This window comes from Serratia nematodiphila DZ0503SBS1, assembly GCF_000738675.1.
GTDB classification, from domain to species: domain Bacteria; phylum Pseudomonadota; class Gammaproteobacteria; order Enterobacterales; family Enterobacteriaceae; genus Serratia; species Serratia nematodiphila.
The window spans coordinates 1,642,186-1,666,834 of record NZ_JPUX01000001.1 but is presented as its reverse complement, the minus strand read 5'-3'; the positions used below and the strand labels follow the sequence as shown (position 1 = coordinate 1,666,834).

The 24,649-nt window shown below is 61.1% G+C and carries 21 protein-coding genes; 7 read left to right on the top strand and 14 right to left on the bottom strand.

Going from position 1 to position 24,649, the window contains the following annotated elements:
- Positions 1 to 12 precede the first annotated feature (12 nt).
- From ftsP to parC, 3 genes are all read right to left on the bottom strand, one after another.
- Entirely contained in the window at positions 13 to 1,428 is a 1,416-nt protein-coding gene (gene ftsP / locus JL05_RS07655; protein ID WP_033632066.1) for a cell division protein FtsP, read from the bottom strand.
- 132 nt (positions 1,429 to 1,560) lie between these two features.
- A complete protein-coding gene (locus JL05_RS07650; RefSeq protein ID WP_004937266.1) occupies positions 1,561 to 2,295 on the bottom strand; it encodes a 1-acylglycerol-3-phosphate O-acyltransferase in 735 nt (244 codons plus the stop codon).
- Positions 2,296 to 2,541: 246 nt separating this feature from the next.
- On the bottom strand, positions 2,542 to 4,815 hold the full coding sequence (gene parC, locus JL05_RS07640) for a DNA topoisomerase IV subunit A (RefSeq protein WP_015379079.1): 2,274 nt from the start codon (positions 4,813 to 4,815) through the stop codon (positions 2,542 to 2,544).
- 325 nt (positions 4,816 to 5,140) lie between these two features.
- On the opposite strand from parC, the gene JL05_RS07635 reads away from it, so the two are divergent.
- Together JL05_RS07635 and JL05_RS07630 are read left to right on the top strand one after the other, a co-directional pair.
- Complete coding sequence (locus JL05_RS07635; RefSeq protein WP_033632065.1) at positions 5,141 to 5,722, top strand: NAD(P)H-dependent oxidoreductase; 582 nt, start codon at positions 5,141 to 5,143, stop codon at positions 5,720 to 5,722.
- 33 nt (positions 5,723 to 5,755) lie between these two features.
- On the top strand, positions 5,756 to 6,064 hold the full coding sequence (locus JL05_RS07630) for a putative quinol monooxygenase (protein ID WP_004937258.1): 309 nt from the start codon (positions 5,756 to 5,758) through the stop codon (positions 6,062 to 6,064).
- 8 nt (positions 6,065 to 6,072) lie between these two features.
- On the opposite strand, the gene JL05_RS07625 is transcribed toward JL05_RS07630, so the two are convergent.
- The 6 genes from JL05_RS07625 to nudF all read right to left on the bottom strand — a co-directional run bounded on the left by JL05_RS07625 (position 6,073) and on the right by nudF (position 11,490).
- Complete coding sequence (locus JL05_RS07625; RefSeq protein WP_015379080.1) at positions 6,073 to 6,969, bottom strand: LysR substrate-binding domain-containing protein; 897 nt, start codon at positions 6,967 to 6,969, stop codon at positions 6,073 to 6,075.
- Positions 6,970 to 7,051: 82 nt separating this feature from the next.
- Entirely contained in the window at positions 7,052 to 8,947 is a 1,896-nt protein-coding gene (gene parE / locus JL05_RS07620) for a DNA topoisomerase IV subunit B (RefSeq protein ID WP_004937254.1), read from the bottom strand.
- A 46-nt stretch (positions 8,948 to 8,993) separates the two neighbouring features.
- The gene (yqiA, locus tag JL05_RS07615) at positions 8,994 to 9,578 is read right to left on the bottom strand and encodes an esterase YqiA (protein ID WP_033632064.1); all 585 of its coding nucleotides are present in this window, start codon (positions 9,576 to 9,578) and stop codon (positions 8,994 to 8,996) included.
- Positions 9,578 to 10,405 carry a 3',5'-cyclic-AMP phosphodiesterase gene (gene cpdA / locus JL05_RS07610; protein ID WP_004937250.1) on the bottom strand — a complete coding sequence of 276 codons (828 nt, stop codon included), beginning with the start codon at positions 10,403 to 10,405 and terminating at the stop codon, positions 9,578 to 9,580. The genes yqiA and cpdA overlap by 1 nt, the downstream gene beginning before the upstream one ends.
- A gap of 27 nt (positions 10,406 to 10,432) precedes the next feature.
- Positions 10,433 to 10,858 carry a DUF1249 family protein gene (locus JL05_RS07605; protein WP_004937244.1) on the bottom strand — a complete coding sequence of 142 codons (426 nt, stop codon included), beginning with the start codon at positions 10,856 to 10,858 and terminating at the stop codon, positions 10,433 to 10,435.
- Positions 10,858 to 11,490 carry an ADP-ribose diphosphatase gene (gene nudF, locus JL05_RS07600; protein ID WP_004937242.1) on the bottom strand — a complete coding sequence of 211 codons (633 nt, stop codon included), beginning with the start codon at positions 11,488 to 11,490 and terminating at the stop codon, positions 10,858 to 10,860. The genes JL05_RS07605 and nudF overlap by 1 nt, the downstream gene beginning before the upstream one ends.
- 347 nt (positions 11,491 to 11,837) lie before the next feature.
- Here nudF and hasF point away from each other — a divergent pair, with 347 nt between their 5' ends.
- Together hasF and dhaR are read left to right on the top strand one after the other, a co-directional pair.
- Positions 11,838 to 13,337 (top strand): multidrug efflux transporter outer membrane subunit HasF, encoded by a 1,500-nt coding sequence (gene hasF, locus JL05_RS07595; protein ID WP_033632063.1) that lies wholly within the window; start codon positions 11,838 to 11,840, stop codon positions 13,335 to 13,337.
- 150 nt (positions 13,338 to 13,487) lie between these two features.
- On the top strand, positions 13,488 to 15,437 hold the full coding sequence (dhaR, locus tag JL05_RS07590) for a dihydroxyacetone kinase operon transcriptional regulator DhaR (RefSeq protein ID WP_033632062.1): 1,950 nt from the start codon (positions 13,488 to 13,490) through the stop codon (positions 15,435 to 15,437).
- Here dhaR and dhaM read toward each other — a convergent pair.
- From dhaM to JL05_RS07570, 4 genes are read right to left on the bottom strand one after another with little or no spacing between them, the layout of a single operon-like run.
- Entirely contained in the window at positions 15,434 to 16,864 is a 1,431-nt protein-coding gene (gene dhaM, locus JL05_RS07585; RefSeq protein ID WP_033632061.1) for a dihydroxyacetone kinase phosphoryl donor subunit DhaM, read from the bottom strand. The two genes, dhaR and dhaM, sit on opposite strands and share 4 nt — an antisense overlap.
- Before the next feature lie 11 nt (positions 16,865 to 16,875).
- Positions 16,876 to 17,508, bottom strand: a complete 633-nt coding sequence (dhaL, locus tag JL05_RS07580; protein ID WP_004937232.1) for a dihydroxyacetone kinase subunit DhaL — start codon at positions 17,506 to 17,508, stop codon at positions 16,876 to 16,878.
- A 9-nt stretch (positions 17,509 to 17,517) separates the two neighbouring features.
- Positions 17,518 to 18,588, bottom strand: a complete 1,071-nt coding sequence (gene dhaK, locus JL05_RS07575) for a dihydroxyacetone kinase subunit DhaK (RefSeq protein WP_015379086.1) — start codon at positions 18,586 to 18,588, stop codon at positions 17,518 to 17,520.
- A gap of 50 nt (positions 18,589 to 18,638) precedes the next feature.
- Complete coding sequence (locus JL05_RS07570) at positions 18,639 to 19,739, bottom strand: glycerol dehydrogenase (protein ID WP_033632060.1); 1,101 nt, start codon at positions 19,737 to 19,739, stop codon at positions 18,639 to 18,641.
- Positions 19,740 to 20,092: 353 nt separating this feature from the next.
- Between JL05_RS07570 and JL05_RS07565 the strand changes: the two genes are divergently transcribed.
- Complete coding sequence (locus JL05_RS07565) at positions 20,093 to 20,755, top strand: DUF1190 family protein (protein ID WP_033632059.1); 663 nt, start codon at positions 20,093 to 20,095, stop codon at positions 20,753 to 20,755.
- A 3-nt stretch (positions 20,756 to 20,758) separates the two neighbouring features.
- Positions 20,759 to 21,919, top strand: coding sequence for a glutathionylspermidine synthase family protein (locus JL05_RS07560; RefSeq protein WP_033632058.1), 1,161 nt, complete (start codon positions 20,759 to 20,761; stop codon positions 21,917 to 21,919).
- A gap of 48 nt (positions 21,920 to 21,967) precedes the next feature.
- On the opposite strand, the gene ygiD is transcribed toward JL05_RS07560, so the two are convergent.
- Entirely contained in the window at positions 21,968 to 22,750 is a 783-nt protein-coding gene (gene ygiD, locus JL05_RS07555) for a 4,5-DOPA-extradiol-dioxygenase (protein ID WP_004937222.1), read from the bottom strand.
- 322 nt (positions 22,751 to 23,072) lie between these two features.
- Here ygiD and JL05_RS07550 point away from each other — a divergent pair, with 322 nt between their 5' ends.
- Positions 23,073 to 24,605 (top strand): alkaline phosphatase, encoded by a 1,533-nt coding sequence (locus JL05_RS07550; protein ID WP_033632057.1) that lies wholly within the window; start codon positions 23,073 to 23,075, stop codon positions 24,603 to 24,605.
- Positions 24,606 to 24,649: the final 44 nt, after the last annotated feature.

The window sequence follows — 24,649 nt, the reverse complement described above, 5'->3', positions numbered from 1 at the left end:
CCACAGCGCAGATTACATCGTCGGCTGCACCATCAGCTGGCCGGCGGTGCCGCGATCGGCCATCTCCAGCGTCTGGCTGTAATACAGGAACGGGAAGTGTTCGGAGGTAGGTTGGTTGAAATACACCAGCAGCTCGACGTCGCCATCGACCCAGACGGTGTCCTTCCAGCCGCGATCTTCCGCCATCGGCTGCGCGCCGTTGACGCGTTTGATCAGGAACTGCACGCCCTGAATATGGAACGCCTGCGGCGTATCCGCGTGAATGTTCCAGCGTTCCCAGGTGCCTTGCTGCGCCTGTACGTCGATGCGGTTCATGTCCCAAATCGCGCCGTTGATGCCGACGCCGCCGTCGCCCAGGCGGAAATCGCGGGTGCGGCTGGCGCTGCCGTCCAACAGCTGATCCGCCAGCAGGCGCATCGGCAGGTTGTCGGTCACCAGCGGCAGCAGGCCGGTCGGGCGCAGCGTCAGCACCTGGGTGGACACCAGAATGCTCGACGGCTCGAACAGGCCGCGCAGGCGATCCATGATGCCCGCCGCTTCACCGGCGGTGATGGTCACCTCCTCGCCCTTCGACATGTCGATCAGCACTTCCCGGCGTTCGCCAGGCGCCAACGACAGCTGCTGCACCGCGACCGGCGCAGGCAGGAAGCCCTGATCGCTGGCAATCACGTTGAACGGCCGCCCGTCGCTGAGCTGCAGGGTATAGCGACGCGCGTTGGAGGCGTTAAGCAGGCGCAGACGCACCCAGCCGCGCGACACGTCGACATACGGGTTTTGCACGCCGTTGACCAACAGCGTATCGCCGACAAAACCGCCCTGCGACGGTGCATCGTATTGCGGTGTGCCGAAGTTATCGAAGCGTTTGTCCTGAATGATCAGCGGAAAATCGTCGACGCCGTAGTGGTTGGGCAGCGGCAGCGCTTTGCTGACGGCATCTTCCACCAACCACAGCCCGGCCAGCCCGTTGTAAACGTGCGGCGCCATACGGTTCGGCGTGTTGGCGTGGTACCAGCAGGTGGCCGCCGCCTGACGAATGGGCAGCACCGGCGACCAGTCGACGTTAGGCGACATCATGCGCGGCGCGCCGCCCATCAGCGTGCCAGGCACCTGCAGACCGCTGACGGTCATCGCTACCGGCTCCTGCAGGCGGTTGCTGTAGATCAGTTTGACGTCGTCACCGCTGTAAACCCGCACCGTCGGCCCCAGGTACATGCCGTTGATGCCCCACACCGCCGCTTTACGGTTATCCATAAACGCCCAATGGGCGCGCTGCAAGGTCAGGAACAGCGGCTGACCGCGGCGAGACTCCAGCAGCGGGGGAATGGGTAACAGGGTCTGCGTTCCGCTCGCCTCAGCCCTCAGCGGCACGGCGCCCGCGCACAGCGCCAGGCCCGATGCCTGTAAAAACTGACGTCGACTGAGTGACATATTTTCTCCATGAAAAGCAATAACTAAACCGTGTGCAAAACCCAAACGCCCGCCAATCAAGATTAGCAGGCGTTCAGGCGTTAACGGCGCTGAACGCCAATTAAAATCCTATTCTTTGAAGCCGGTAGACTCTTATTTTTTGGCGGCGTTGCGCTGGGCGACTTCGGCGTCCAATTCGGCGATTTTCGCCTCCATCAGCTCGCGGCAATGGGCCGCCAGCTCACGCACGTTTTCTTTGCCGTATTTGCTGGTATCCACCGGCGCCAACATCTCGACGATCACATGACCGTTATTCCAGCGATTAAGATTTATATTACCGCTGGTGGTCGATACGCAGATCGGCACAATCGGCACGCCGGCGGCGATAGCCGCGTGGAACGCGCCGGTTTTAAACGGCATCAGCCCACGACCGCGGCTGCGGGTCCCTTCCGGGAACATCCAGATCGAAATGTCTTTCTTTTTGAACTGCTCCGCCACCTGGGCGATGGTGCCGTGCGCCTTGGCGCGATTATCACGATCTATCAGCAGATTACCGGTCAGCCAATACAGCGGGCCGAAAAACGGGATCCACACCAGACTTTTTTTACCGACGGTCACGGTGCGCGGCTGCACGATATTGGAGGCCGTCACCATGTCGTAGTTATTTTGGTGGTTGGCGATATAGATGCAGTTGCCATTGTTGGCCGCATCGGCCGGCACGCGGGTTTCAACCTTGATGCCGAACAGCGTCGACAGGCGGCCGAAAAGATGGCCGAAGGTCGCCACATGGCGAGGGTTGCGCGGGCTGAACAAGCAATAAACAGAACCGAAAATACACACCAGAATACAGAAAAGAGTGGCGAGAACGGCACGCAAAATCAATAACATAACAACCTCATTAGCACACTGCCAACGCAGTTTACTTCGCTGCGCAGATTCCTTTACTCATTATTTGCCGGCCAGGCGGTAAGCACGCCGATGTCGCCTGCATTTCTCGCTATTTTCCTGCCAGGCGGCAGTACGCACAATAATTTTATGCGCAGAAATGTTAACTATTTGGAAAATAAACGCCAGCAAAAATAAATAAGGCGGCCACAGCTCGCTGCGACCGCCCGTTAACGCCGGCGCCAACGCTTACTCTTCGCTGTCGCCACCCGACGCCCGCACCGGCGCATCCACTTCCACGCGATCGATGCGCTGCAGGCCGCGCGGCAGCTGGGTGCCCTTACGGCCGCGCTCCGCACGGAACTTCTGCAGATCTTCCGGACGCAGCGTCAGCTTGCGTTTGCCGACATGCAGCGTGACGGAGGCCTGCGGCGGCAGCACGAACAGCCAGGCCAGCTTGTCTTCACCGGCGGCGGCCTGCGCCGCCGGAATGGAGACGATCTTGTTGCCCTTACCCTTCGACAGCTGCGGCAGATCGGCGACCGGGAACATCAGCATGCGCCCGGCGGCGGTGATCGACAGCAGCATATCGTCTGCGCCGTGGATCTCCATCGGCGGCAGCGCTCTGGCGTTGTCCGGCAGCGTGATCATCACCTTGCCGGCGCGGTTGCGCGCCACCAGATCGTTGAAGGTACAAACGAAACCGTAACCGGCGTCGGAAGCCATCAGCAGTTTTTGATCGTCGGCCGCCATCAGCACCTGCTCAATGGTGGCGCCCGGCGGCGGCGTCAGCTTGCCGGTCAACGGTTCGCCCTGCCCGCGCGCCGAAGGCAACGTCATCGGATCGAGCGCATAGCTGCGCCCGGTAGAATCGATGAACACCACCGGCTGGTTGCTCTTGCCGCGCGCCGCGCCGCGGAAGCTGTCGCCGGCCTTGTAGCTCAACCCTGCCGGATCGATGTCGTGGCCCTTGGCGCTGCGCACCCAGCCCATTTCCGACAGCACGATGGTCACCGGCTCGGACGGCACGAAATCGTGTTCGCTCATCGCCTTGGCTTCCGCACGCTCGGTCAGCGGCGAACGGCGATCGTCGCCGTAGGTTTGCGCGTCGGCCTGGATCTCTTTCTTAATCAGCGTATTCAGCTTGCGCTCGGACGCCAGCAGCGCCTGAAGTTGATCGCGCTCTTTCGCCAGCTCGTCCTGCTCACCGCGGATCTTGACCTCTTCCAGCTTGGCCAGGTGACGCAGTTTCAGCTCGAGGATCGCTTCCGCCTGGGTATCGGAGATGCCGAAACGCTGCATCAGCACCGGCTTCGGCTCATCCTCGCTGCGGATGATGTGGATCACCTCGTCGATATTGAGGAACGCCACCAGCAAACCTTCGAGGATATGCAAACGCTTGAGCACCTTCTCGAGGCGGTAGTTCAGGCGGCGGCGCACCGTATCGCGACGATAGGCCAGCCATTCGGTGAGGATCTCCACCAGCCCTTTCACCTGCGGGCGGTTGTCCAGACCGATCATGTTCATGTTGATGCGGTAGCTGCGTTCCAGATCGGTGGTGGCGAACAGGTGATTCATCACCTGCTCCAGATCGATGCGGTTGGAACGCGGCACGATCACCAGACGCGTCGGGTTTTCGTGATCGGATTCATCGCGCAGATCCTCGACCATCGGCAGCTTCTTGGCGCGCATCTGGCTGGCGATCTGCTCGAGCACCTTGGCGCCGGAGACCTGATGCGGCAAGGCGGTAATCACCGCGCTGCCGTCCTCTTTCTTCCACACGGCGCGCATGCGCACCGAGCCGCGGCCGCTCTGGTAAATTTTGCGAATTTCATCGCGCGGGGTGATGATCTCGGCTTCGGTCGGGAAGTCCGGCCCCTGCACGAACTCGAGCAGGTCATCGAGCGAGGCGCCCGGCTTGTCGAGCAGCGCCACCGCCGCAGCGGCGACTTCGCGCACGTTGTGCGGCGGAATGTCGGTCGCCATGCCGACCGCGATGCCGGTGGTGCCATTCAGCAGGATGTTCGGCAGACGCGCCGGCAGCATCTTCGGCTCTTGCAGCGTGCCGTCAAAGTTCGGGATCCAGTCAACCGTGCCCTGGCCCAGTTCGGCCAGCAAGACCTCAGCGTATTTGGACAGGCGCGATTCGGTATAACGCATCGCCGCGAACGACTTGGGATCGTCCGGCGCACCCCAGTTCCCCTGGCCGTCCACCAGCGGATAGCGATACGAGAACGGCTGCGCCATCAGCACCATGGCTTCATAACACGCGCTGTCGCCGTGCGGGTGATACTTACCCAGCACGTCGCCCACGGTGCGGGCGGATTTCTTGAATTTGGCGCTGTTGGTCAGCCCCAGCTCAGACATGGCGTAGATGATGCGGCGTTGTACCGGCTTCAAACCGTCGCCAATGTACGGCAACGCCCGATCCATGATGACGTACATGGAATAGTTCAGATAGGCGTTTTCAGTGAATGTGTGCAGCGGTAAACGCTCTACACCGTCATGAGTCAGATCACTCATTACTCAATTATCCTCAGACCGTGGCTTGGCAATCCCTTGGACGACAAAAGGCATCGCTTGTCGATTCTGCCCGCGATAGTAACCCATCTGCGGGGTAGCTGTCACAGTTGGCGCAAGGATCGCCGGCGACGGCCGATTGCGCGATGCGGTTTATGCAAAATTTCGCTACCTGGCGGCCTCTTTATTGACTGGCAGTCAACACTGTTGTGCGCTGGATCGCATTTTTACTTGCCTGACTCACGATTACACTCGTCACCAGCGAGATGGTTTCCGCCTTTTCCGCGGGAAGCATGCCATATCTTAACACTGACGGGAGCCGCGAAAGATGAGCAATATCCTGATTATCAACGCTAAAAAACAATTCGGCCATTCCAACGGCGAACTCAACCAAACCCTGAGCGACGTGGCGGAAAGCTTCCTGTGCGATCTGCAGCACGATGTGCAGGTCACCGTGGTCGACGACGGCTATGACATCGAAGCCGAAGTACAGAAATACCTGTGGGCCGACGCGGTCATCTATCAGATGCCGGGCTGGTGGATGGGCGAACCTTGGATCCTGAAAAAATACATCGATGAAGTGTTCACCGCCGGTCACGGCAGCCTGTATGCCAACGACGGGCGCTCTCGTTCTGACGAAAGCAAAAAATATGGCTCCGGCGGCCTGATCCAGGGCAAAAAATACCTGCTGAGCCTGACCTGGAACGCCCCGATGGAGGCTTTCACCGATCCCGATCAGTTCTTCCACGGCGTCGGCGTCGACGGCGTTTACCTGCACTTCCACAAGGCCAACCAGTTCCTGGGAATGGAAGCGCTGCCGACCTTTATCTGCAATAACGTGATAAAACAACCGGATATCGAAGCGGACATCGCACGTTATCGCGAGCATTTGGCGAAAATTTTTGCTTAACTGACGCAGAACATTCTCATCAACGAGGCAGACATGATCACCGTAATCGCAGAAATCAAAGTGAAACCCGGCCACCGCGCCACCGTACTGCAAGCCATTGAAAAACTGGTGCCGCTGGTGCTGGCGGAAGACGGCTGCGGCGAATATACGCCGATGGTCGACAGCAATACCCAGGCCCCCTGGCAGAAACGGTCGCCGGATTCGGTGTTCATGCTGGAGAAATGGGAAAGCATGGCGCATCTGGAAAAACACCTGGCCATTGAGCACATGCTCAAACACCGCGAGACCATCAAGGACAGCGTGCTGGACACCGAGATCTACATCCTGGAAAACGCCCTGTAAGCTCCACCTTATAACGTCTGCGCGTCGATGTGCGCGCTGACGTAGTCAAGAAAACAGGTGATGCGCGCCGCCAATTGCGTATTGCGGTAATACACCGCGTTGATCGGCTGGCGCACGTCCAGCGTCTCCTGCTCCAGCAACGTCACCAACTTGCCGGCTTCCCGATCGCGACGGGTCATAAAGTCTGCCAGCTGTACGATCCCCTCGCCCTGCAGCGCCAATTGCCGCAGCGTTTCACCGCTGGACGCAGAGATCGTCGGCGTGATGGCGAAATGCGGCGCCTGGCGATAGCGCAATGGCCACTGGTTCAGCGACTCCGGCTGGGTAAAACCGAGCAGACAATGCCGATGCAACTCCTCCACGCTCTGTGGCGTGCCGTGCTGCTGCAGATAAGCCGGGCTGGCGAGGATGCGCAGCCGGCTGGCTCCCAGCGCGCGCGCATGAATGGTCGAATCACGCAACGCCCCGATGCGAATGGCGATATCCGTGCGTTTTTCCAGCAGATCGATAATCAGGTTGTCGGTGTTCAGCTCGAGCGAAATTTGCGGATAACGTTCTCTGAATCCCGCCACCAGCGGCACGATGACGTGCTCCATAAAAGGTGCGGCCGCATTGATCCGCAGCCGCCCGGCGGGCATTTGCCGGCGCACCGCCATTTGCTCTTCGGCATTTTCCACCGAGCTGATGATCGTACGCGCATGGTTCAGGAAGCTCAGCCCCTCTTCGGTCAGCTCCAAACGACGCGTCGTGCGGCGCATCAGGGTGGTATCGAGCTTATTCTCCAGGCGGCTGAGCGCGCGGCTGATGCCGGATGTTGTCTGGCCGAGCCGATCGGCGGCGGCGGTGATAGAACCGCTGTCGACCACCGAGGTGAACGCCAGCAATTCTTCGAGCGTGATCTTCATGCATTCCGGCCCAGGTTATCGGGCGCCGCATGAACGCCCTGCGGGAAAGCCGGCCCGGCGTTTCGCCGGGCCAGGGTCAGGCTCAGACCGCCAATTCGGCCATGTCGCCCTTGTCTTGCAGCCAGTTGCGGCGATCTTCCGAACGCTTCTTGGCCAACAGCATGTCCATCACCGCCAGCGTCTGATCGACGTCATCTTCCGCCACCGTCAGTTGCACCAGACGGCGGGTGTTCGGATCGAGGGTGGTTTCGCGCAGCTGCAGCGGGTTCATCTCGCCCAGCCCTTTAAAGCGCTGCACATTCGGCTTGCCCTTCTTGCGCTTCAGCTGTTCCAGCACGCCGGCTTTCTCTTCTTCATCCAGCGCGTAGAACACTTCTTTACCGAGATCGATGCGATACAGCGGCGGCATGGCGACATAGACGTGGCCGCCTTTCACCAGCGAACGGAAGTGGCGCACGAACAGCGCGCACAGCAGTGTGGCGATATGCAGGCCATCGGAGTCCGCATCCGCCAGGATGCAGATTTTGCCGTAGCGCAATTGGCTGAGATCTTCGCTGTCCGGATCGATACCGATCGCCACGGAAATGTCGTGCACTTCCTGCGAGGCCAGCACTTCGTCCGAGGAGACTTCCCAGGTATTCAGGATCTTGCCCTTCAGCGGCATGATCGCCTGATATTCGCGATCGCGCGCCTGCTTGGCCGATCCGCCCGCCGAATCCCCTTCCACCAGGAACAGTTCGGTCATGGCCAGATCCTGCGAGGTGCAGTCCGCCAGCTTGCCCGGCAGCGCCGGCCCGCTGGTCAGCTTCTTGCGCACCACTTTCTTGGCGGCGCGCAGACGGCGCTGGGCGCTTGAGATCGCCAGCTCGGCCAGCTGTTCCGCCGCCTGAACGTTCTGGTTCAGCCACAGGCTGAAGGCGTCTTTCACCACACCGGAAACGAAGGCCGCGCACTGACGCGAGGAGAGACGCTCTTTGGTCTGCCCGGCGAACTGCGGATCCTGCATCTTCACCGACAGCACGTAGGCGCAGCGATCCCAGATATCCTCCGCCGACAGCTTCACGCCGCGCGGCAGAATATTGCGGAATTCGCAGAACTCACGCATCGCGTCCAGCAGCCCCTGACGCAGGCCGTTGACGTGAGTGCCGCCCTGCATGGTCGGGATCAGGTTGACGTAGCTTTCGGTCAGCAGCTCGCCGCCTTCCGGCAGCCACAGCAGCGCCCAGTCCACCGCTTCGGTGTCACCGGCGAAGTTGCCGACGAACGGCGCTTCCGGCAGGGTGATCAGGCCGTTAACCGCTTCCATCAGGTAGTCGGTCAGGCCGTCCTGGTAGCACCAGCGCTGCTCGGTGTTGTTCACCTTGTCGATGAAATAGATCTCGACGCCGGGGCACAGCACCGCTTTGGCCTTCAGCAGGTGAGTCAGGCGCGATACCGAGAAACGCGGGCTGTCGAAGAACTGTTCGTCAGGCCAGAAGTGCACGCTGGTGCCGGTGTTGCGTTTGCCGCAGGTGCCGGTCACCGTCAGATCTTGCACTTTGTCGCCGTTTTCGAAGGCGATGCTGTAAACGTTGCCGTCGCGGCGCACGTTGACTTCCACCCGCTTCGACAGGGCGTTGACCACCGAGATGCCCACGCCGTGCAGGCCGCCGGAGAACTGGTAGTTTTTATTCGAGAATTTACCGCCGGCGTGCAGCCGGCACAGGATCAACTCAACCGCCGGCACGCCCTCTTCCGGGTGGATGTCCACCGGCATGCCGCGGCCGTCGTCGATCACTTCCAGCGACTGATCGGCGTGCAGGATCACGTCGATGCGCTTGGCGTGACCGGCCAACGCTTCGTCGACGCTGTTATCGATCACCTCTTGGCCGAGGTGGTTTGGGCGCGTCGTGTCGGTATACATGCCGGGACGACGGCGCACTGGTTCTAGACCGCTGAGTACTTCAATGGCATCAGCGTTATAGCTGGATTGAGTCATCGTTGATTATTTTTTCGTGGTTAAAGGGAGGTGCCGGAACGGCCCGTCAGACCGCGTTTAGCCCTAAAAAATCCACAATCTGGGGGAAGTAGTGCTCGAAACCGACGAAGGAGTGGTTTCCACCCGACTCCACCGTTTGCCGACACGCGGTGTAATACGCCACTGCCTGGCCGTAATCGAGAATTTCATCGCCCGTTTGCTGCAGCAGCCAGATTAAATCCGGCGACTCCAAAGGATCGATCTGCATCACTTTCAGATCGTAAACGTGCCGAGACTCTAACACATATTGCTGGCCGGTGTAGGGGTTCTCGTTGGCGCCGAGGTAGTCGACCAGCAGCTCAAACGGCTTGACCGCCGGGTTGACCACCACCGCCGGCAGGGAAAAACACTGCGACAGCCAGGTGGCGTAATAGCCGCCCAGCGATGAGCCGACCAGCCCGAGCGTTTGCCCGGCGCGTTCCAGCACCAGATTTTCCAGCATCTCGGCGGCCTCCGCCGGAAAGGCCGGCAGCTGCGGCACCAGCATCTCGATATCGGGATGGTGTTCGGCCAGCCAGGCCTTGAAGGCCACCGCCTTGGCAGACTGCGGCGAGCTGTTGAAACCGTGCAGGTAGAGCAGTGTCGAAGGCATCAGTATCCATCCGAGTCCATATCGGGGCGGAAATCGTCGTTTTCCAGTCGGAACACCTGCGTCTCGACGCGGCCGTCCGGCAGCAGATCGAGGTAGCGCCAGCCGGGGGAAACGTCATCGATGGTGAAGTTCGTGCAGTGCGGCTTGAATTGCACGCAGGTAGACGGCGTCGCCAACAGACGCCGCCCCTGCCATTCCAGATCCAGATCCTGGTGAATGTGCCCGCACACCACGGTATTCACTTTCGGATAACGCAGCAGGATCGCGCCCAGCATATGCGGGTTGCGCAGGCTGTGCTGATCGAGCCAGGTACAGCCGGAAGGCAGCGGATGATGGTGCAGCAGCAACAGCGTATAGCGCTCGGGGTGAGCCTGCAGGCAGCGCTCCATCCACTCCAGCTGGTATTCGCTCAATTCGCCGTGCGGCACGCCGAACACCTGGCTGTCCAGCATCAGCACTTGCCAGTTATCGCCCAGCAGCACCTGTTTGGAAGGCGCGATGCCCGCGGCGGCCAATGCGTCGACCATCGCCGGTTGAAAATCGTGGTTGCCCGGCAGCCACACGCAGGGAGCCGGCAGTTGCGCGATGCCGGCGGCGAAGTGGCGGTACGCCTCTTGCGAATGATCCTGCGCCAAATCTCCCGTGGCGACGATCAAATCGACGTCGCGGCGCTGCGCCTGGATGGCGTCCAGCACCGCGTGATAGCTGCGATAGGTATTGATGCCGAGCAACGTCTCGTGTTCGCCGGCAAAAAGGTGGGTATCTGTTATTTGTAGAATCCTGACCGCGGCCCCACTCGCCACGGGCAGTTTAAACAGGCTTTCCAAATGGTGTCCTTTGTTATTTCAGTCTGTCTAACAAACCGGAACCGCCATCGCTCCATGCGCCAAACAGTAGCGCAGCCAATCAGCAAGAAACTGGTTAATTTGATGCTTTTCGTCGCGTTGATGCAACTTTTTATTAGGATAATCATAACGCGCTTTAAAGCGGTAGATCTGCTGACTGGAACACACTTCCGCAACCATGGCGTCATGGTACAACCGCACCGTCATCGCGGGCAGGCTCCAGTAGCTGACCGCCGGAAAGATCTGCTCGATCTCCACCAGCGACGTGTAACGCGTGGACTCAACGATGGTCAAACGATAGCCGGCGCCGTTCACCTGATAAGTCACCGTTTCGCCCGCTTCGTCGTTGCGCGGCAGCAAGCGGCGCAATTGCGCGAAGTTGGTTTCGCACAATCTCATCATTTCGGGGAAATCAGGGGTATAGCGCTGTTTCATTAGTTGGCCCACTCTTTTCTCAACGATTCATGGTGCAACGCCAGCCATTGCAATGCAATCACTGATGCGGCGTTATCGATCGCGCCTTCCTCAACCCAGCGGTAAGCCTGTTCGCGGCTGACCACATGAACGCGGATATCTTCATGTTCTTCCGCCAGGCCGTGGATGCCCTCGGCGGTGCCGGCGTCCACTTCGCCGACCATGATCGACAAACGTTCGCTGGTGCCGCCGGGGCTGGCCAGATAGCTCAGCACCGGTTTGCAGCGCCCGACCACCACGCCGGCCTCCTCCTGCGCTTCGCGGCGGCACACGTCCTCGACGCTTTCACCGGTTTCGATCATACCCGCCACCATTTCCAGCAGCCAGGGCGAATTACTGGTATCGACCGCGGCGATGCGCAGTTGTTCAATCAGCACAACCTCGTCGCGCACCGGATCGTAGGGCAGCAGCACCGCCGCATGGCCGCGTTCGAAAATTTCACGCGTGATTTCAGGGCTCATTTCGCCATTGAACAACCGATGGCGAAACCGGTATAAATTGAGTGAAAAAAAACCACGGTACAGCGTCTCGCGTGCAATAATTTCTACATCTTTTTTATCGAAAGTAACGGGCGACGGCTGCGAACGGTTCATGCGCGAATTCTCCTGCTTGAGTATGCCGATAAAATAAACGGTTTTGATGACAGAAACAGCGGGACTCTCCGCCGCGGCTTTATGTTAGTCTGTTTTTCGCCGCCGGATGCGGCACGTTTGTGCGCTCGCAGGTAATAGCGGGAAACAATCCGGATTGTCAGCCATAATATCAGCTGCAGTCGGCCCGGGCAGTACGCCAAGGTAAATGGGCGGTCTGAAAGGTAAAAGTTACGTGAGATGGCACATTCAGCCACCTGATGCGTACCTCAGACTCTGCTAGAATCGGCAACTATTTCGTCTATCGTCAGCGCTAACATAGCAATATTGCTGCACAACAAGGAATGCAAATGAAGAAACTGCTCCCCCTTCTTATCGGACTGAGCCTGGGCGGCTTCAGTGCAATGAGCCAGGCAGAGAACCTGCTGCAGGTCTACAAACAGGCCAGGGAAAGTAACCCGGATCTGCGCAAAAGTGCAGCTGACCGCGACGCCGCATTCGAAAAGATCAATGAAGCGCGCAGCCCGTTGCTGCCGCAGCTCGGTTTAACCGCAGGTTATACCCATACCAACGGCTATCGTGACCAACGCGATCAGAACAGCAACGCAACCAGCGGTTCGTTGGCGCTGACGCAAACCATCTTCGACATGTCGAAATGGCGCCAGCTGACGCTGCAGGAAAAGACCGCCGGCATCTCCGACGTTACCTTCCAGACAGCGGAACAGCAGCTTATTCTCAACACGGCGACCGCTTACTTCAACGTGCTGAAAGCGATCGATACGCTGTCCTATACCCAGGCGCAGAAAGACGCGGTATACCGCACGCTGGATCAAACCACCCAGCGCTTCAACGTGGGCCTGGTGGCGATCACCGACGTGCAGAACGCCCGCTCGAACTACGACACCGTGTTGGCGGCGGAAGTCTCCGCCCGCAACGATCTGGACAACGCGCTGGAAACGCTGCGTCAGGTCACCGGGGCCTTCTATCCGGAACTGGCCTCGCTGAACACCGATCGCTTCAGCACCCAGCGCCCGGAGGCGGTGAACAACCTGCTGAAAGAAGCGGAAGCGCGCAACCTGAGCCTGTTGTCCGCCCGTCTGAGCCAGGATCTGGCGCGCGAGCAAATCCGCGCCGCACAGACCGGCTATATGCCGACCATCGATTTCAGCGCGTCCACAGCGATTTCAAATACTAAGAACAATGGCTCGCGCAATATCGCCCCTGACGCCGATATCGGTCAGAACAAAGTGGGTCTGAGCTTCAACCTGCCGCTGTACAGCGGCGGCGCGACCAATTCGCAGGTCAAACAAGCGCAGTACGGCTTCGTCGGCGCCAGCGAGCAGTTGGAAAGCTCACACCGCAGCGTGGTGCAGACCGTTCGTTCGTCGTTCAACAACGTTAACGCTTCGATCAGCAGCATCAACGCCTACAAACAGGCGGTGATCTCCGCGCAAAGCTCCCTGGACGCGATGGAAGCCGGTTATCAGGTCGGTACCCGCACCATCGTCGACGTGCTGGACGCCACCACCACGCTGTATAACGCCAAACGTCAGCTGTCCGACGCGCGTTATACCTATCTGATCAACCAACTGAACATCAAGTCGGCGCTCGGCACGCTGAACCAGAACGATCTGCTGCTGTTGAACGGCGCGTTGGGCAAACCGGTATCGACCGCGCCTGACGCCGTCGCGCCGCAGAATCGCGCGCAGGACGCCTATGCAGACGGCTATCAGGACAATGCGCCGATGCAACAGACCGCGGCGCCGGTACCGGCGGCCACTCGCGCATCCGCGCCGGCCGTTACCACCAGCCAACCGGCTCGCAACAGCGGCAACCCATTCCGCAACTGATGCGCGCACGCGGATAAACACGGGGTTCGGCCTGCGCCGCGCCCCGTTTTTTTTGCCTCGATTTCACCACTTCTGCCCGCCGCCTCACAGCCGCCGCCGCGTCAGGTGGTATCATCGTCACTCTCGTTTTCGCAGTCTGGATGAGGTTCGATGGACAACGATTCACGCTGGCAGCGTCTGATTAACGACGGCGAATTGCCGCCGCCGCTGCGCCCGGCACAGGCGGTTTACGCCTCCTGGCTGCGCTGCCGCAGCCTGATGCAGCCCGATGTCTGGCAAGCGCCGCACCGCGCGCAGGGCACCACCTTCGAATCGATTTGCCGCCGCAAGAACGATCTGCTGACGCTCGGCCAGGCGGCGCTGGAAGACGCCTGCGAATACATGGAGCCGCGTCGCTGTCTGTTGATGATCCTCGACGAGAGCGGCTGCATGCTGTGGCGCTGCGGCGACGCCCAAACCTGGGAGCATCTGCAGCAACTGGGATTCGCCCCCGGCGCCTACTGGGCCGAGGGGCAGATCGGCACCAATGCCCCGGCGCTGGCGGCGGCGGAAGGCCACCCGGTACGAGTCAGCGGTGAAGAGCACGTGCGCCGGGCGCTGCACGGTTGGTCTTTCTGCGCAACGCCGGTCTACGACAACAGCGGCCGCCAGCGCGGCTCGATCGCGCTGGGCTGCCTGCTGGCCGACTGCGCCGCCGGCGATCTGTCGCTGACGCTGGCCATCGCCCGCGAAATAGGCAATTCACTGAACGCCGACGGCCTGCTGGCGGAATCCAACCGCCATCTGAACCAGCTTTACGGCCTGCTGGACGGCGTGGACGACGGCGTGATGGCCTGGGATCATCGCGGCTACCTGCAATACATCAACCAGCGCGCCGCCGGCCTGCTAAAGCTGGACGAGCAGCAGAGCCAGGGCAAACCGCTGGCGCAGTTGCTGACGCTGCCCGCTCTGCTCAAGCGCGCCATCGCCGATCGGCAGCCGCTGCAACACGTCGAAGTCACCTTCGAAAGCCAGCGGCAGTTTATCGCCGCCTTGCTGACGCTAAAGCCGATTTTCGACGGCGATCGCTGCAGTTTCATCGCCCTGCTGCACCCGCTCGAGCGGCTGCGCCAGTATGTCAGCAGCCAGTTGGGGCGCGTCAGCCACAGCTTCGAGCAAATGCCCTCCGCCTCGTTGGAGATGCGGCGGCTGATCCGTTATGGCCAGCAGGCGGCCAAAGGCCAGCATCCGATCCTGCTGCGCGGGGAGGAAGGCGTCGGCAAAGAGTTACTCAGCCAGGCCATCCACAACGCCGGTGAACGCGCCGCCGGGCCGTATATCGCCCTCAACTGTCAACTGCTGCCGCAGGCGCAGGGGCTGCGTGAGCTGCTGGGCAGCGACGCCAGCGAAGAAGAGGCGGGCCAGCTCAGCAAATTCGAATTGGCCAACGGCGGTACGCTGTACCTCGAACAGATCGAATACCTGCCGGCGGAGATGCAGTCGGCGTTGCTGCAGGTGCTGAAAACCGGCGTGGTGATCCGCCTCAATTCCAGCCGGGTGATCCCGGTCGATGTGCGGGTGATCGCCGGCAGCGCCGCCGATCTGCCGCTGTTGGTGCAGCAAAACCGCTTCCGCCGCCAGCTGTTTTACAGCCTGCAGGCGTTCGAGATCCAGCTCCCGCCGCTGCGCCAGCGGCTGAGCGATATTCCGCTGCTGGTCAAACACCATTTGCGCACGCTGGAGCAGCATTTCCAGTGTCGCTTTCGGGTGGATGACGAAGTGATGGCCCAGCTGGCGCTCTACCTGTGGCCGGGCAACGATTTGGAGCTGAAAGGAGTGGTGGAGCGCGCGGCGATGATCTGCCACGGCCACCACATCCAGCTGGCGGATCTGCCGGCGCACCTGCTCGGCCAGCCGTCGCTGCTGGAAAGCGATCCGCAGCCCGGCGCACCGCTGTTGACGCTGACGGACATGGAACGCCAGGCGATCCTGCGCGCGGCGACCGTCAGCCGCGGCCAGCTGACGGAGATGGCGCAGCTGCTGGGCATCGGCCGCACCACGCTGTGGCGGAAGATCAAACAGCACGGGATCGACATCCGCCAGTTCAAACTGCGCGCTTAGTGGCTGAGCTGCAATACCCCGCGCGCGGCGTCCAGCATCGCCTTCTGCCCGCTGCGGGTTTTACTCAGGCAATCCTGCATGCCGACCACCATCGGAATGCCCATCGCCTTCGCCAGAATGGCGCTGTGCGACAGGGCATTGCCGCCGCTCAGGCAGATGCCGAGCACCAACCGGCGGTCGAGCATCACCACCTCTGAGGGCATCAGCTCATCCATCACCAGTATCGACGGTTCTGCCAGCGCGATGGCCGGCAGCGCCTGCCCCTCTAGATGGCACAGCGTGCGGCGCAGCATGTCGCGCACGTCCAGTTCGCGCGCCCGCATGTAGTCGTCATCCAGCTCGCGGTACTCTTCGGCGATCGCCTCCAGCACCTGCCGCCAGGCCTGCTCGGCGCTGCACAGCTGTTGCGCGATGCGGGTGTAGGCCGCCTGCTGCAGATCCGGATCGTCCAGCAGCATGCTGTGGGCGCCGAAGATCGCCGCCTGCGGCTTGCCGATCAGCGTGCCGGTGCGTTCCGCCAGCCGGTTCAGATCGCTCAGCGTGTGCTGCAGCGCCTCCCGCAGGCGTTGCTGTTCGCCCAATACCTCGTCCGCGCCGATGCGCCGATCGGACGTGGGTGGCCAGAAGCTGTAGGCCTGGAACACCGGCCCGCTGGTGACGCTTTCCGCCACCGGAATACCGTGCAGCGAAGGCTGCTGCCGCTCGGAGACCGTCTCGCCAAAATGCTGCTCCGCCAGCGTTTTGAACGCCGCCAGCGCCTCGTCCGCCTGCGCGCCGTCGGCGATCAAACGGATGGTGTCGCCGTGACGCACCTGCAGCAGCGCCAGCTGATTGAGGCTGCGCGGATCGACGCACTGCCCCTGCTTTTCCAGCACCAGCTCGGCCTTGAACGGCGCCAGCGTCTCGACCAGCCGCGCCGCCGGGCGCGCATGCAACCCGTGCGGGTTCTGCACCGTCCAGGTTGCGCTTTTGCCCTGCGCCAGCGGCAAGGCCACGCTTTTCGCCGTAGGTGAAGCCTCGCCCAGCTGTGCTTGTTTGGCCTGCAGCGCCCCCTGCGCCTCCGCTACCACCTGCTCCAGTGAGGCGCCGGAGTTGGCGGCAACCACCGCCGCCAGCGTGCCTTCAACCAGCGGCGCCGCACACAGCCGCACTTTGGCGGCCAGATCCGGATCCAGCAGATCGAGCGCGGTTTCGGCACTGAGCAGCGCGCTGCCCAGATCCATCAGCACCAGAATGCCATCGCCGTCGGCGACCGCTTCGATCGCCTCCATCACTTTGACCGCATCGGTACCGATCGGGTGCTCCTCGTCATCCACGCCCGCCGCCAGCGCCAACTTGCAGCCGTCGCCGCGCATCATCTGCCGCGCCAGTTGCTCAACGCCGCGCGCCAGCAACGCACTGTGCGACACCACCACGATATTAATCATCTCGCCTCCTGCTAACTGCCGGCGACTTCGGCCAGCGTTTTCATCATCAGCATCACCGAAGTGGCGCCGGGATCCTGGTGGCCGATGCTGCGCTCGCCCAGGTAACTGGCCCGCCCCTTGCGCGCCTGCATGGTGATGGTGCTCTCCACCGCCCGCTCGGCGCTGTCGGCGGCGCGCTGCAGCGCCTCCGCCACGCTCAGGTTCTGCTGCGCGGACTGGCCGAGGCTTTCCACCACCGGCCACCAGACGTCGCACATGGTCTTGTCGCCCGGCTCCGCCTTACCGCGCATCACCACGCCTTCCACCCCCTCTTGCATCATCTGATGCAGCTCCGGCAGATCCAGGCTCTGCTTGGCGTTCGCCGCCTGCGCCGCGCGGATGAAGAAGGTGCCGAACAGCGGACCGCTGGCGCCCCCCACGCTCGACAGCAGCGTCATGCCGGTGTTTTTCAGGATAAAGCCGATATCCTTGTCCGCCACCGACGGCAGCTTTTCCACCACCTTGTTGAAACCGCGATTCATGTTCAAACCGTGGTCGGCATCACCGATCTCGGTGTCCAACTGGGTCAGAAAATCGCGCTCCCGGCTGAACACCTCGCCGCAACGCATCAGCCAATCGACAACCTGTTGTTTGGTCAACGCCATGATTCCTCCTCAGCAACCCCAACGCAGCGCAGGCGTTTTCACCGGCGCATCCCACAAGGACAACAGCTCGTCGTCCACGTTCAACAACGTGATGGATACCCCCTGCATATCCAGCGAGGTGCAATAAGACCCCACCAGGTTGCGTTCAATGATGATGCCCGCCTCGGCGCAGCGCTCCGCCAGCCGATGGTACACGCCATACAACTCAGACAATGGCGTGGCGCCCAGATTGTTGACCAGCGCGATCACCCGATCGCCGCGCGTCAGCGGCTGCTTGGTCTGCATCTCGTCGCGCCACTCGCCCTGCTGACGATCCCAGACGCGGATCGCGCGCTGATAGTGGCCATGGTCGATCAACGTATGGAACATGTCGTCCACCGCCGCGTTGAGCGTGGTGAACGGGCGGCGCGCAATGCCTGGCTCGCCGTGAATGCCGACGCCGAACTCCATTTCGTTCTCCGCCAGGGTGAACGACGGCTTGCCGGCGGCCGGCACGGTACAGGCGCCCAACGCAATGCCGATTGAATGCCCGTGGTTATTGATGCGATGCCCCAGCGTCACCACGCTGTCCAGATCGTCGCCGCGCGCCGCGGCGGCGCCCAACAGTTTCTCCATCAGCACGGTGTTGGCCACCCCGCGCCGCCCGGCGGTAAACAGGCTGTCTTTGACCGCCACGTCGTCATCCACCAGCACCGTCGCCACCGCGACGCCGCTGTCGTGCAGCAGCTCGGTGGCGGTTTCGAAGTTGAGCACGTCGCCGGTGTAGTTCTTGATCAGCAGCAGCACCCCGGCGCCGCCGTCGATCGCCTGACCGCACTCGTACATTTTATCCGGCGTCGGCGAGGTGAAAATCTCGCCCGGACAGGCGCCGTCGAGCATCCCTTCACCGACGAAGCCGCAGTGCATCGGCTCATGGCCGCTGCCGCCGCCGGACAGGATCGCCACTTTGCCCGCCACCGGCGCGTCGGCGCGGGTCACGAACACCGGATCCGCGTGCACCAGCAGCTCGGGATGAGCCTCCGCCAGCCCCTGCAACTGCTCTTCCAACACCGACTCGACCTGATTAATCAGTTTTTTCACGATGGTTTCCTCTGTAAGCCAGGGGCGCGGCGCACCGCGCCCCAACGGTATCAATGACGCTGCAACCAGGCAGCGCCCAGCCTATCCGCCGTCAGGATCGCCGCCTGCACGCCCGCAGGGGTGACCTTGAACGGCATGTTGTGAATGGTTTCACCCGCGGCGCAGCTGGCCTCGGCCACCGCCATCATCTTCGCCGTCGCATCGCCGGTGACGCCCATCTGCGCCAGCGTGATCGGCAGGCCGATGTCATGACAAAACGCCAGCACGGTTTCAATCTGCACCATCGTGCTGTTCTGCAACACCAGTTGCGTCAGGGTGCCGAACGCCACTTTCTCGCCGTGATACAGGTGGTGACACTCCTCCAGCACGGTGAAACCGTTGTGAATGGCATGCGCCGCCGCCAGCCCGCTGCTCTCGAAGCCGATGCCGCTCAGATACGTATTGGCCTCAATGATGCGTTCCACCGCTTCCGTCACCACGCCAGCCTCGACCGCCAGTTTGGCTTTTACCCCTTCGGCCAGCAGCGTGTCGTAGCACAGCCGCGCCAGACTGAGCGCCGCCAGCGTCGATTTGCCGCCGGCCATGCTGGTGGCCTGCGCGTCGAAGCAGGCCTGCGCTTCGAAATAGGTGGAGAGCGCGTCGCCCATGCCGGCTACCAGCAGGCGCACCGGCGCTTTGGCGATGATGGCGCTGTCCATCACTACCATGTCCGGGTTGCGCGGGTAGATCAGGTATTCAGCAAATTCGCCCTGTTCGGTGTAGATAACCGACAGCGCGCTGGTCGGCGCATCGGTGGAGGCGATGGTGGGAATGAGCACCACCGGCAGCCGTTGGTAGTGGGCGACGGCCTTGGCGGTGTCGAGCGTCTTGCCGCCGCCGACGCCGATCACCCCGCAGCAGCCGTGGGTCTGCAGCTCGCGGCCAAGGCGGTCTATCTCTTTACGGCAGCACTCGCCGTTGAAGCGGGCCGCATGATGTTTCACGCCGTGCTGCTGCAGGCTGCCCATCAGGGTGTCGCCCGCCAGCTGCATCACAAAGTCGTCAGCGATCACGAAATAATGGTCGGCGAGGGATTTGACGTATTCGCCGACGGCGGCCAGCGCATTGGCGCCCTGAATGTATTTGCCTGGTGACTGGATGATTCTCAACATAACCGGATCCTTGTAGGGAGTTGGCGATGGTAACGTTCAGATATCAGGTGATGACGCGCCGGCTTCGCCGCCGGCTTGTTGTTGTGCTTCGACTATGAGCGCCTGCCGCCCGCCTGGCGAGCCACGCGATTTTTGTTCCATTATGGAACATCATCATAGCGACAACGTTTCATGATGAAACGCTAACGCGCGTTTTTTCGCCGCGAAAGCGAACTGGCGCACACCCCAACGTATAACTGCGTAAAGAGTGGATTCTGCGGGCGTTTCAGCTTTAATTTTGACCATGTTTCCCCTATCCTTAGCGCCACTACTGGGAAAGGGCGAAAACAGCCCGCATGATGGGATTGATAACGATGAAACGGACAAAAAACATCAACCAAGAGACGTTCCGCAAATCCTGGCGCAGCTACCGTGTCGCGCCCGTGGCCTTGGCGATCGGCGCTGTCTTTATGCTGGCCGGCTGCGAGAAGAGCGATGAAACGGTCTCCCTGTATCAGAATGCCGATGACTGTTCGCGCGCCAATCCTTCGATGAGCGAGCAGTGCACGACCGCCTATAACAATGCCCTGAAAGAAGCCGCGAAAACCGCGCCGAAATACGCCACCCGCGAAGACTGCGTCGCCGAGTTCGGCGAAGCGCAGTGTACCCAGGCTCCGGCACAGGCCGGCATGGCGGCGGAATCACAAAGCAGCGGCAGCTTCTGGATGCCGCTGATGGCGGGCTACATGATGGGTCGCCTGATGGGCGGTTCCGGCTTCGCGCAGCAGCCGCTGTTCACCTCCAAGAATGCCGCCAGCCCGGCGAACGGCAAGTTTGTCGACGCCAGCGGCAAGAGCTACGGCCCGGCCACCGCCGGCGGCCGCACCATGACGGTGCCGAAAACCGCCATGGCGCCGAAGCCTGCGGTCACCAATACCGTTACCCGCGGTGGCTTCGGCGAGACCGTGGCCAAGCAGACCAGCATGCAGCGCAGCAGCGCCACCTCCAACTCCGGCTCTCGCAGCATGGGCGGTTGATGCATGAAACGTATTGCTATTACCGAGCGCCCGGACTGGCGTGAAAAAGCGACCGAGTTCGGTTTTCGTTTCCACACCATGTACGGCGAGCCGTACTGGTGTGAAGACGCCTATTACCAGTTCACGCTGGCGCAGATTGAAGAGATCGAAAGCGCCACCGTCGAGCTGCATCAGATGTGCCTGCAGGTGGTGGAGAAAGTGGTCGGCAGCGACGAGCTGATGGCCAAGTTCTGCATCCCGAAACACACCTGGGAGTTCGTGCGCAGCTCCTGGCGCACCAACCAGCCGTCGCTGTATTCGCGTCTCGATCTGGCCTACGACGGCGTCAACCCGCCGAAGCTGCTGGAGAACAACGCCGACACGCCGACCTCGCTGTATGAAGCGGCCTTCTTCCAGTGGCTGTGGCTGGAAGATCAGATCAATGCCGGCAAGCTGGATCCGCAATCGGATCAATACAACAGCCTGCAGGAGAAGCTGATCGAGCGTTTCGCCGAGCTGAAAGCGCATCACGGCTTCGGCCTGTTGCATCTGGCCTGCTGCCAGGACAGCGAAGAAGATCGCGGCACGGTGCAATATCTGCAGGACTGCGCGCAGGAAGCCGGTCTGCCGACCGAGTTCCTGTTCATGGAAGAGATTGGCCTTGGCGAGAAAGGTCAATTCACCGATCTGCAGGATCAGGTGATCGGTAACCTGTTCAAGCTCTATCCGTGGGAATTCATGCTGCGCGAGATGTTCTCCACCAAGCTGGAAGACGCCGGCGTGCGCTGGCTGGAGCCGGCCTGGAAAAGCATCATCTCCAACAAGGCGCTGCTGCCGCTGCTGTGGGAAATGTTCCCGAACCACCCTAACCTGCTGCCGGCTTATTTCGCGCAAGACGATCATCCGCCGATGGATCATTACGTCACCAAACCGCTGTTCTCGCGCGAAGGCGCCAATATCCAGATCGTCGAAAACGGTCAGGAAGTGGCGCGCGTCGATGGGCCGTACGGCGAAGAAGGCATGATCGTGCAACAGTTCCATCCGCTGCCGAAGTTCGAAGACAGCTACACGCTGATCGGCAGCTGGCTGGTGAACGATCAACCTTGCGGCATCGGCCTGCGCGAAGATCGCGAACTGATCACGCAGGATCTGTCGCGCTTCTATCCGCACACCATCCTCGGCTGATCGCACCACTGAAGGTAAAAACGCCAGTCTCTGACTGGCGTTTTTTCTTTAGCCCACCTGCACCGACAGCATGCTAAGCGCCCCCATTTCGATACCGTCGATCGGCACGCTGATGGCCTCTTTTCCATCCCAGCCGCCGAGCACATACAGCAACGGCAGATAGTGTTCCGGCGTCGGATTCGACAGCGCCGCCCCCTCATGGCGCATGAAATCCACCAGCGGATGGTTATCGCCCCGATAACGCAGGTTATCCCGGACAAAGTTATTGAATGATTCCGCCCACGGGTAGGCGCTGGTATCGCCCTGCCATTTCACCATGCGCAGGTTGTGCACCACGTTGCCGCTGGCGACGATCATCACGCCCTCGTCCCGCAGCGCGGCGAGTTTGCGGCCCAGCTCATAGTGATAGGCCGCCGGCTGCGTGCCGTCGACGCTGAGCTGCACCACCGGAATGTCAGCATCGGGATACATCTTGATCAGGACACCCCAGGTGCCGTGATCCAATCCCCACTCGCCGAGATCCGCCGTTACCGGCACCGGCGCCAGAATTTGCTGCAGCTGCGCGGCCAGCGCGGGAGAGCCCGGCGCCGGATAGCGGGTATCAAACAGCGCCTGCGGGAACCCGCCAAAGTCGTGAATGGTTTTGGGTTTTTCCATCGCGGTGACCGCAGTGCCGCGGGTATACCAATGCGCGGAAACCGCCACGATCGCCTTCGGGCGCGGCAATGACTCCCCCAACGCACGCCATGCCCGGGTGTAACGGTTGTCTTCCAGCACGTTCATCGGGCTACCGTGGCCAAGAAACAGTGCCGGCATACGAGAGGTGTTCATAAAGGGATCCTTAGTTCAAATTGTGCTATGCCGCTACATTACGCGCTTTGCCGCACCAACACAGCCGGATAACCGTGATGAAGATATTCAATAAATTTGAATTAAAAGTAGAGAAATACGCCGGTCCGCAGAAAGATAAAAAAATCATATATTTCAATAAATTAATAATATCAGTGAATAGCATGACATTACTGCCACACAGATCCAATTTGTGAACAATTTATGTATTTTTTGTTAACAGAATCTATACACTCCTCCTCTGCCGACGGGAGCAGGCAACGCCGTCGCGCGATGGGAATTACGTCTCACCAAGGAGGAATTCATGTTCAGACTCACACTGGCAACCCGCCTGGCGCTTTCCATGTTCTTACTCGCCGGCTGGACGGCAACCACCGGCGCGGCGGACAACGCGCAGCTGACGCAGCGCGAAGATCCTTACTTCCTTCAGGCGCAAGCTCAGCTGCAACAGCGGCTGAAGCAAACGCCAAACACCAACCGCGCCAAAAACGTCATTCTGGTGGTCGGCGACGGTATGGGTTTTTCCACCGTGACCGCCGCTCGCATTTTTGAAGGGCAGCAGCGCGGCGTGGATGGCGAATCCAACGTGCTGGCCTGGGAGGCCTTCCCCTATTTGGCGGCGGCCAAAACCTATTCCGCCGACGCCCAAATCACCGACTCTGCGCCCAGCGCGGTGGCGATGACCACCGGCGTCAAAACCATCAACGATCTGATGGGCCTCAACCATACGGCTACCCTCAACAACTGCGAGGATCAGCAAACCAAGGCCGTCACCACGCTGTGGGAGATGGCCGCAACGCTCGGCATGTCCACCGGCGCCGTGACGACCGCCACCATTACCCACGCCACGCCGGGCGCCACCTATGCCCATATCGCCAACCGCGACTGGGAGTCTGACGCCAAAATGCCGGCGGACGCCCTGGCCGCAGGCTGCCGCGACATCGCGCGCCAGCTGGTGGAAATGAAGTACGGCAACGGCCTGAACGTGGCGATGGGGGGCGGGCGCGCCAACTTCCTGCCCGACAGCGTGAGCGATCCGGAATATCCCGGCAAGAAAGGCGCCAGAAAGGACGGACGCGACCTGACGCAGGCCTGGCTGCAACGCTACGGCGAGCGCGGGCAATACGTCTGGAATCAGGCGCAGTTCGACAAAATCGAACCGGGCAACGTCGACCATCTGCTGGCTCTGTTCGAACCGTCGCACATGAACTTCGAGCACGACCGGCGGCAAGACGCGGCGGGAGAACCCTCACTGGCGGAAATGACCGGCAAGGCCATCGATATTCTGGCCAGGAATCCCGAAGGCTACCTGCTGTTGGTGGAGGGCGGGCGCGTCGATCACGGCAGCCATAACGGCAATGCCTACCGCACGCTGAGCGACGCGGTCGCGCTGAACGAAGCGGTGAAAACCATCATCGATAAGGTCAATCTGGACGACACGCTGGTGATCGTGACCGGCGATCACAGCCACACGCTGACCATCGCCGGCTATGCCAAGCGCGGCAATCCTATCCTCGGCATTTCCGTCGGCGTCGACGGCAAACCGCGGCTGGGCAGCGACGGCAAGCCCTACACCACCGTCGGCTTCGCCAACGGCCCCGGCGGCACAATCCCGCTGACCGAGCGCCCGGCATTAACCATGGAACAGGCCACCGCGCCCGACTTTATTCAGCCGGCGCTGGTGCCGCTGAACAGCGAGACGCACGGCGGGGAAGATCTCGGCATCTACGCCATCGGCCCCTGGGCCCATCTGTTCCAGGGCACGGTGGAGGAGAACTACACCTTCCATGTGATGAATTATGCCAGCCGCATCGGCGAACGCCTGTCAAAACGCTAGCCACAAAAAAAGCCGCTTTACGCGGCTTTTTTATCGTTGAAAGC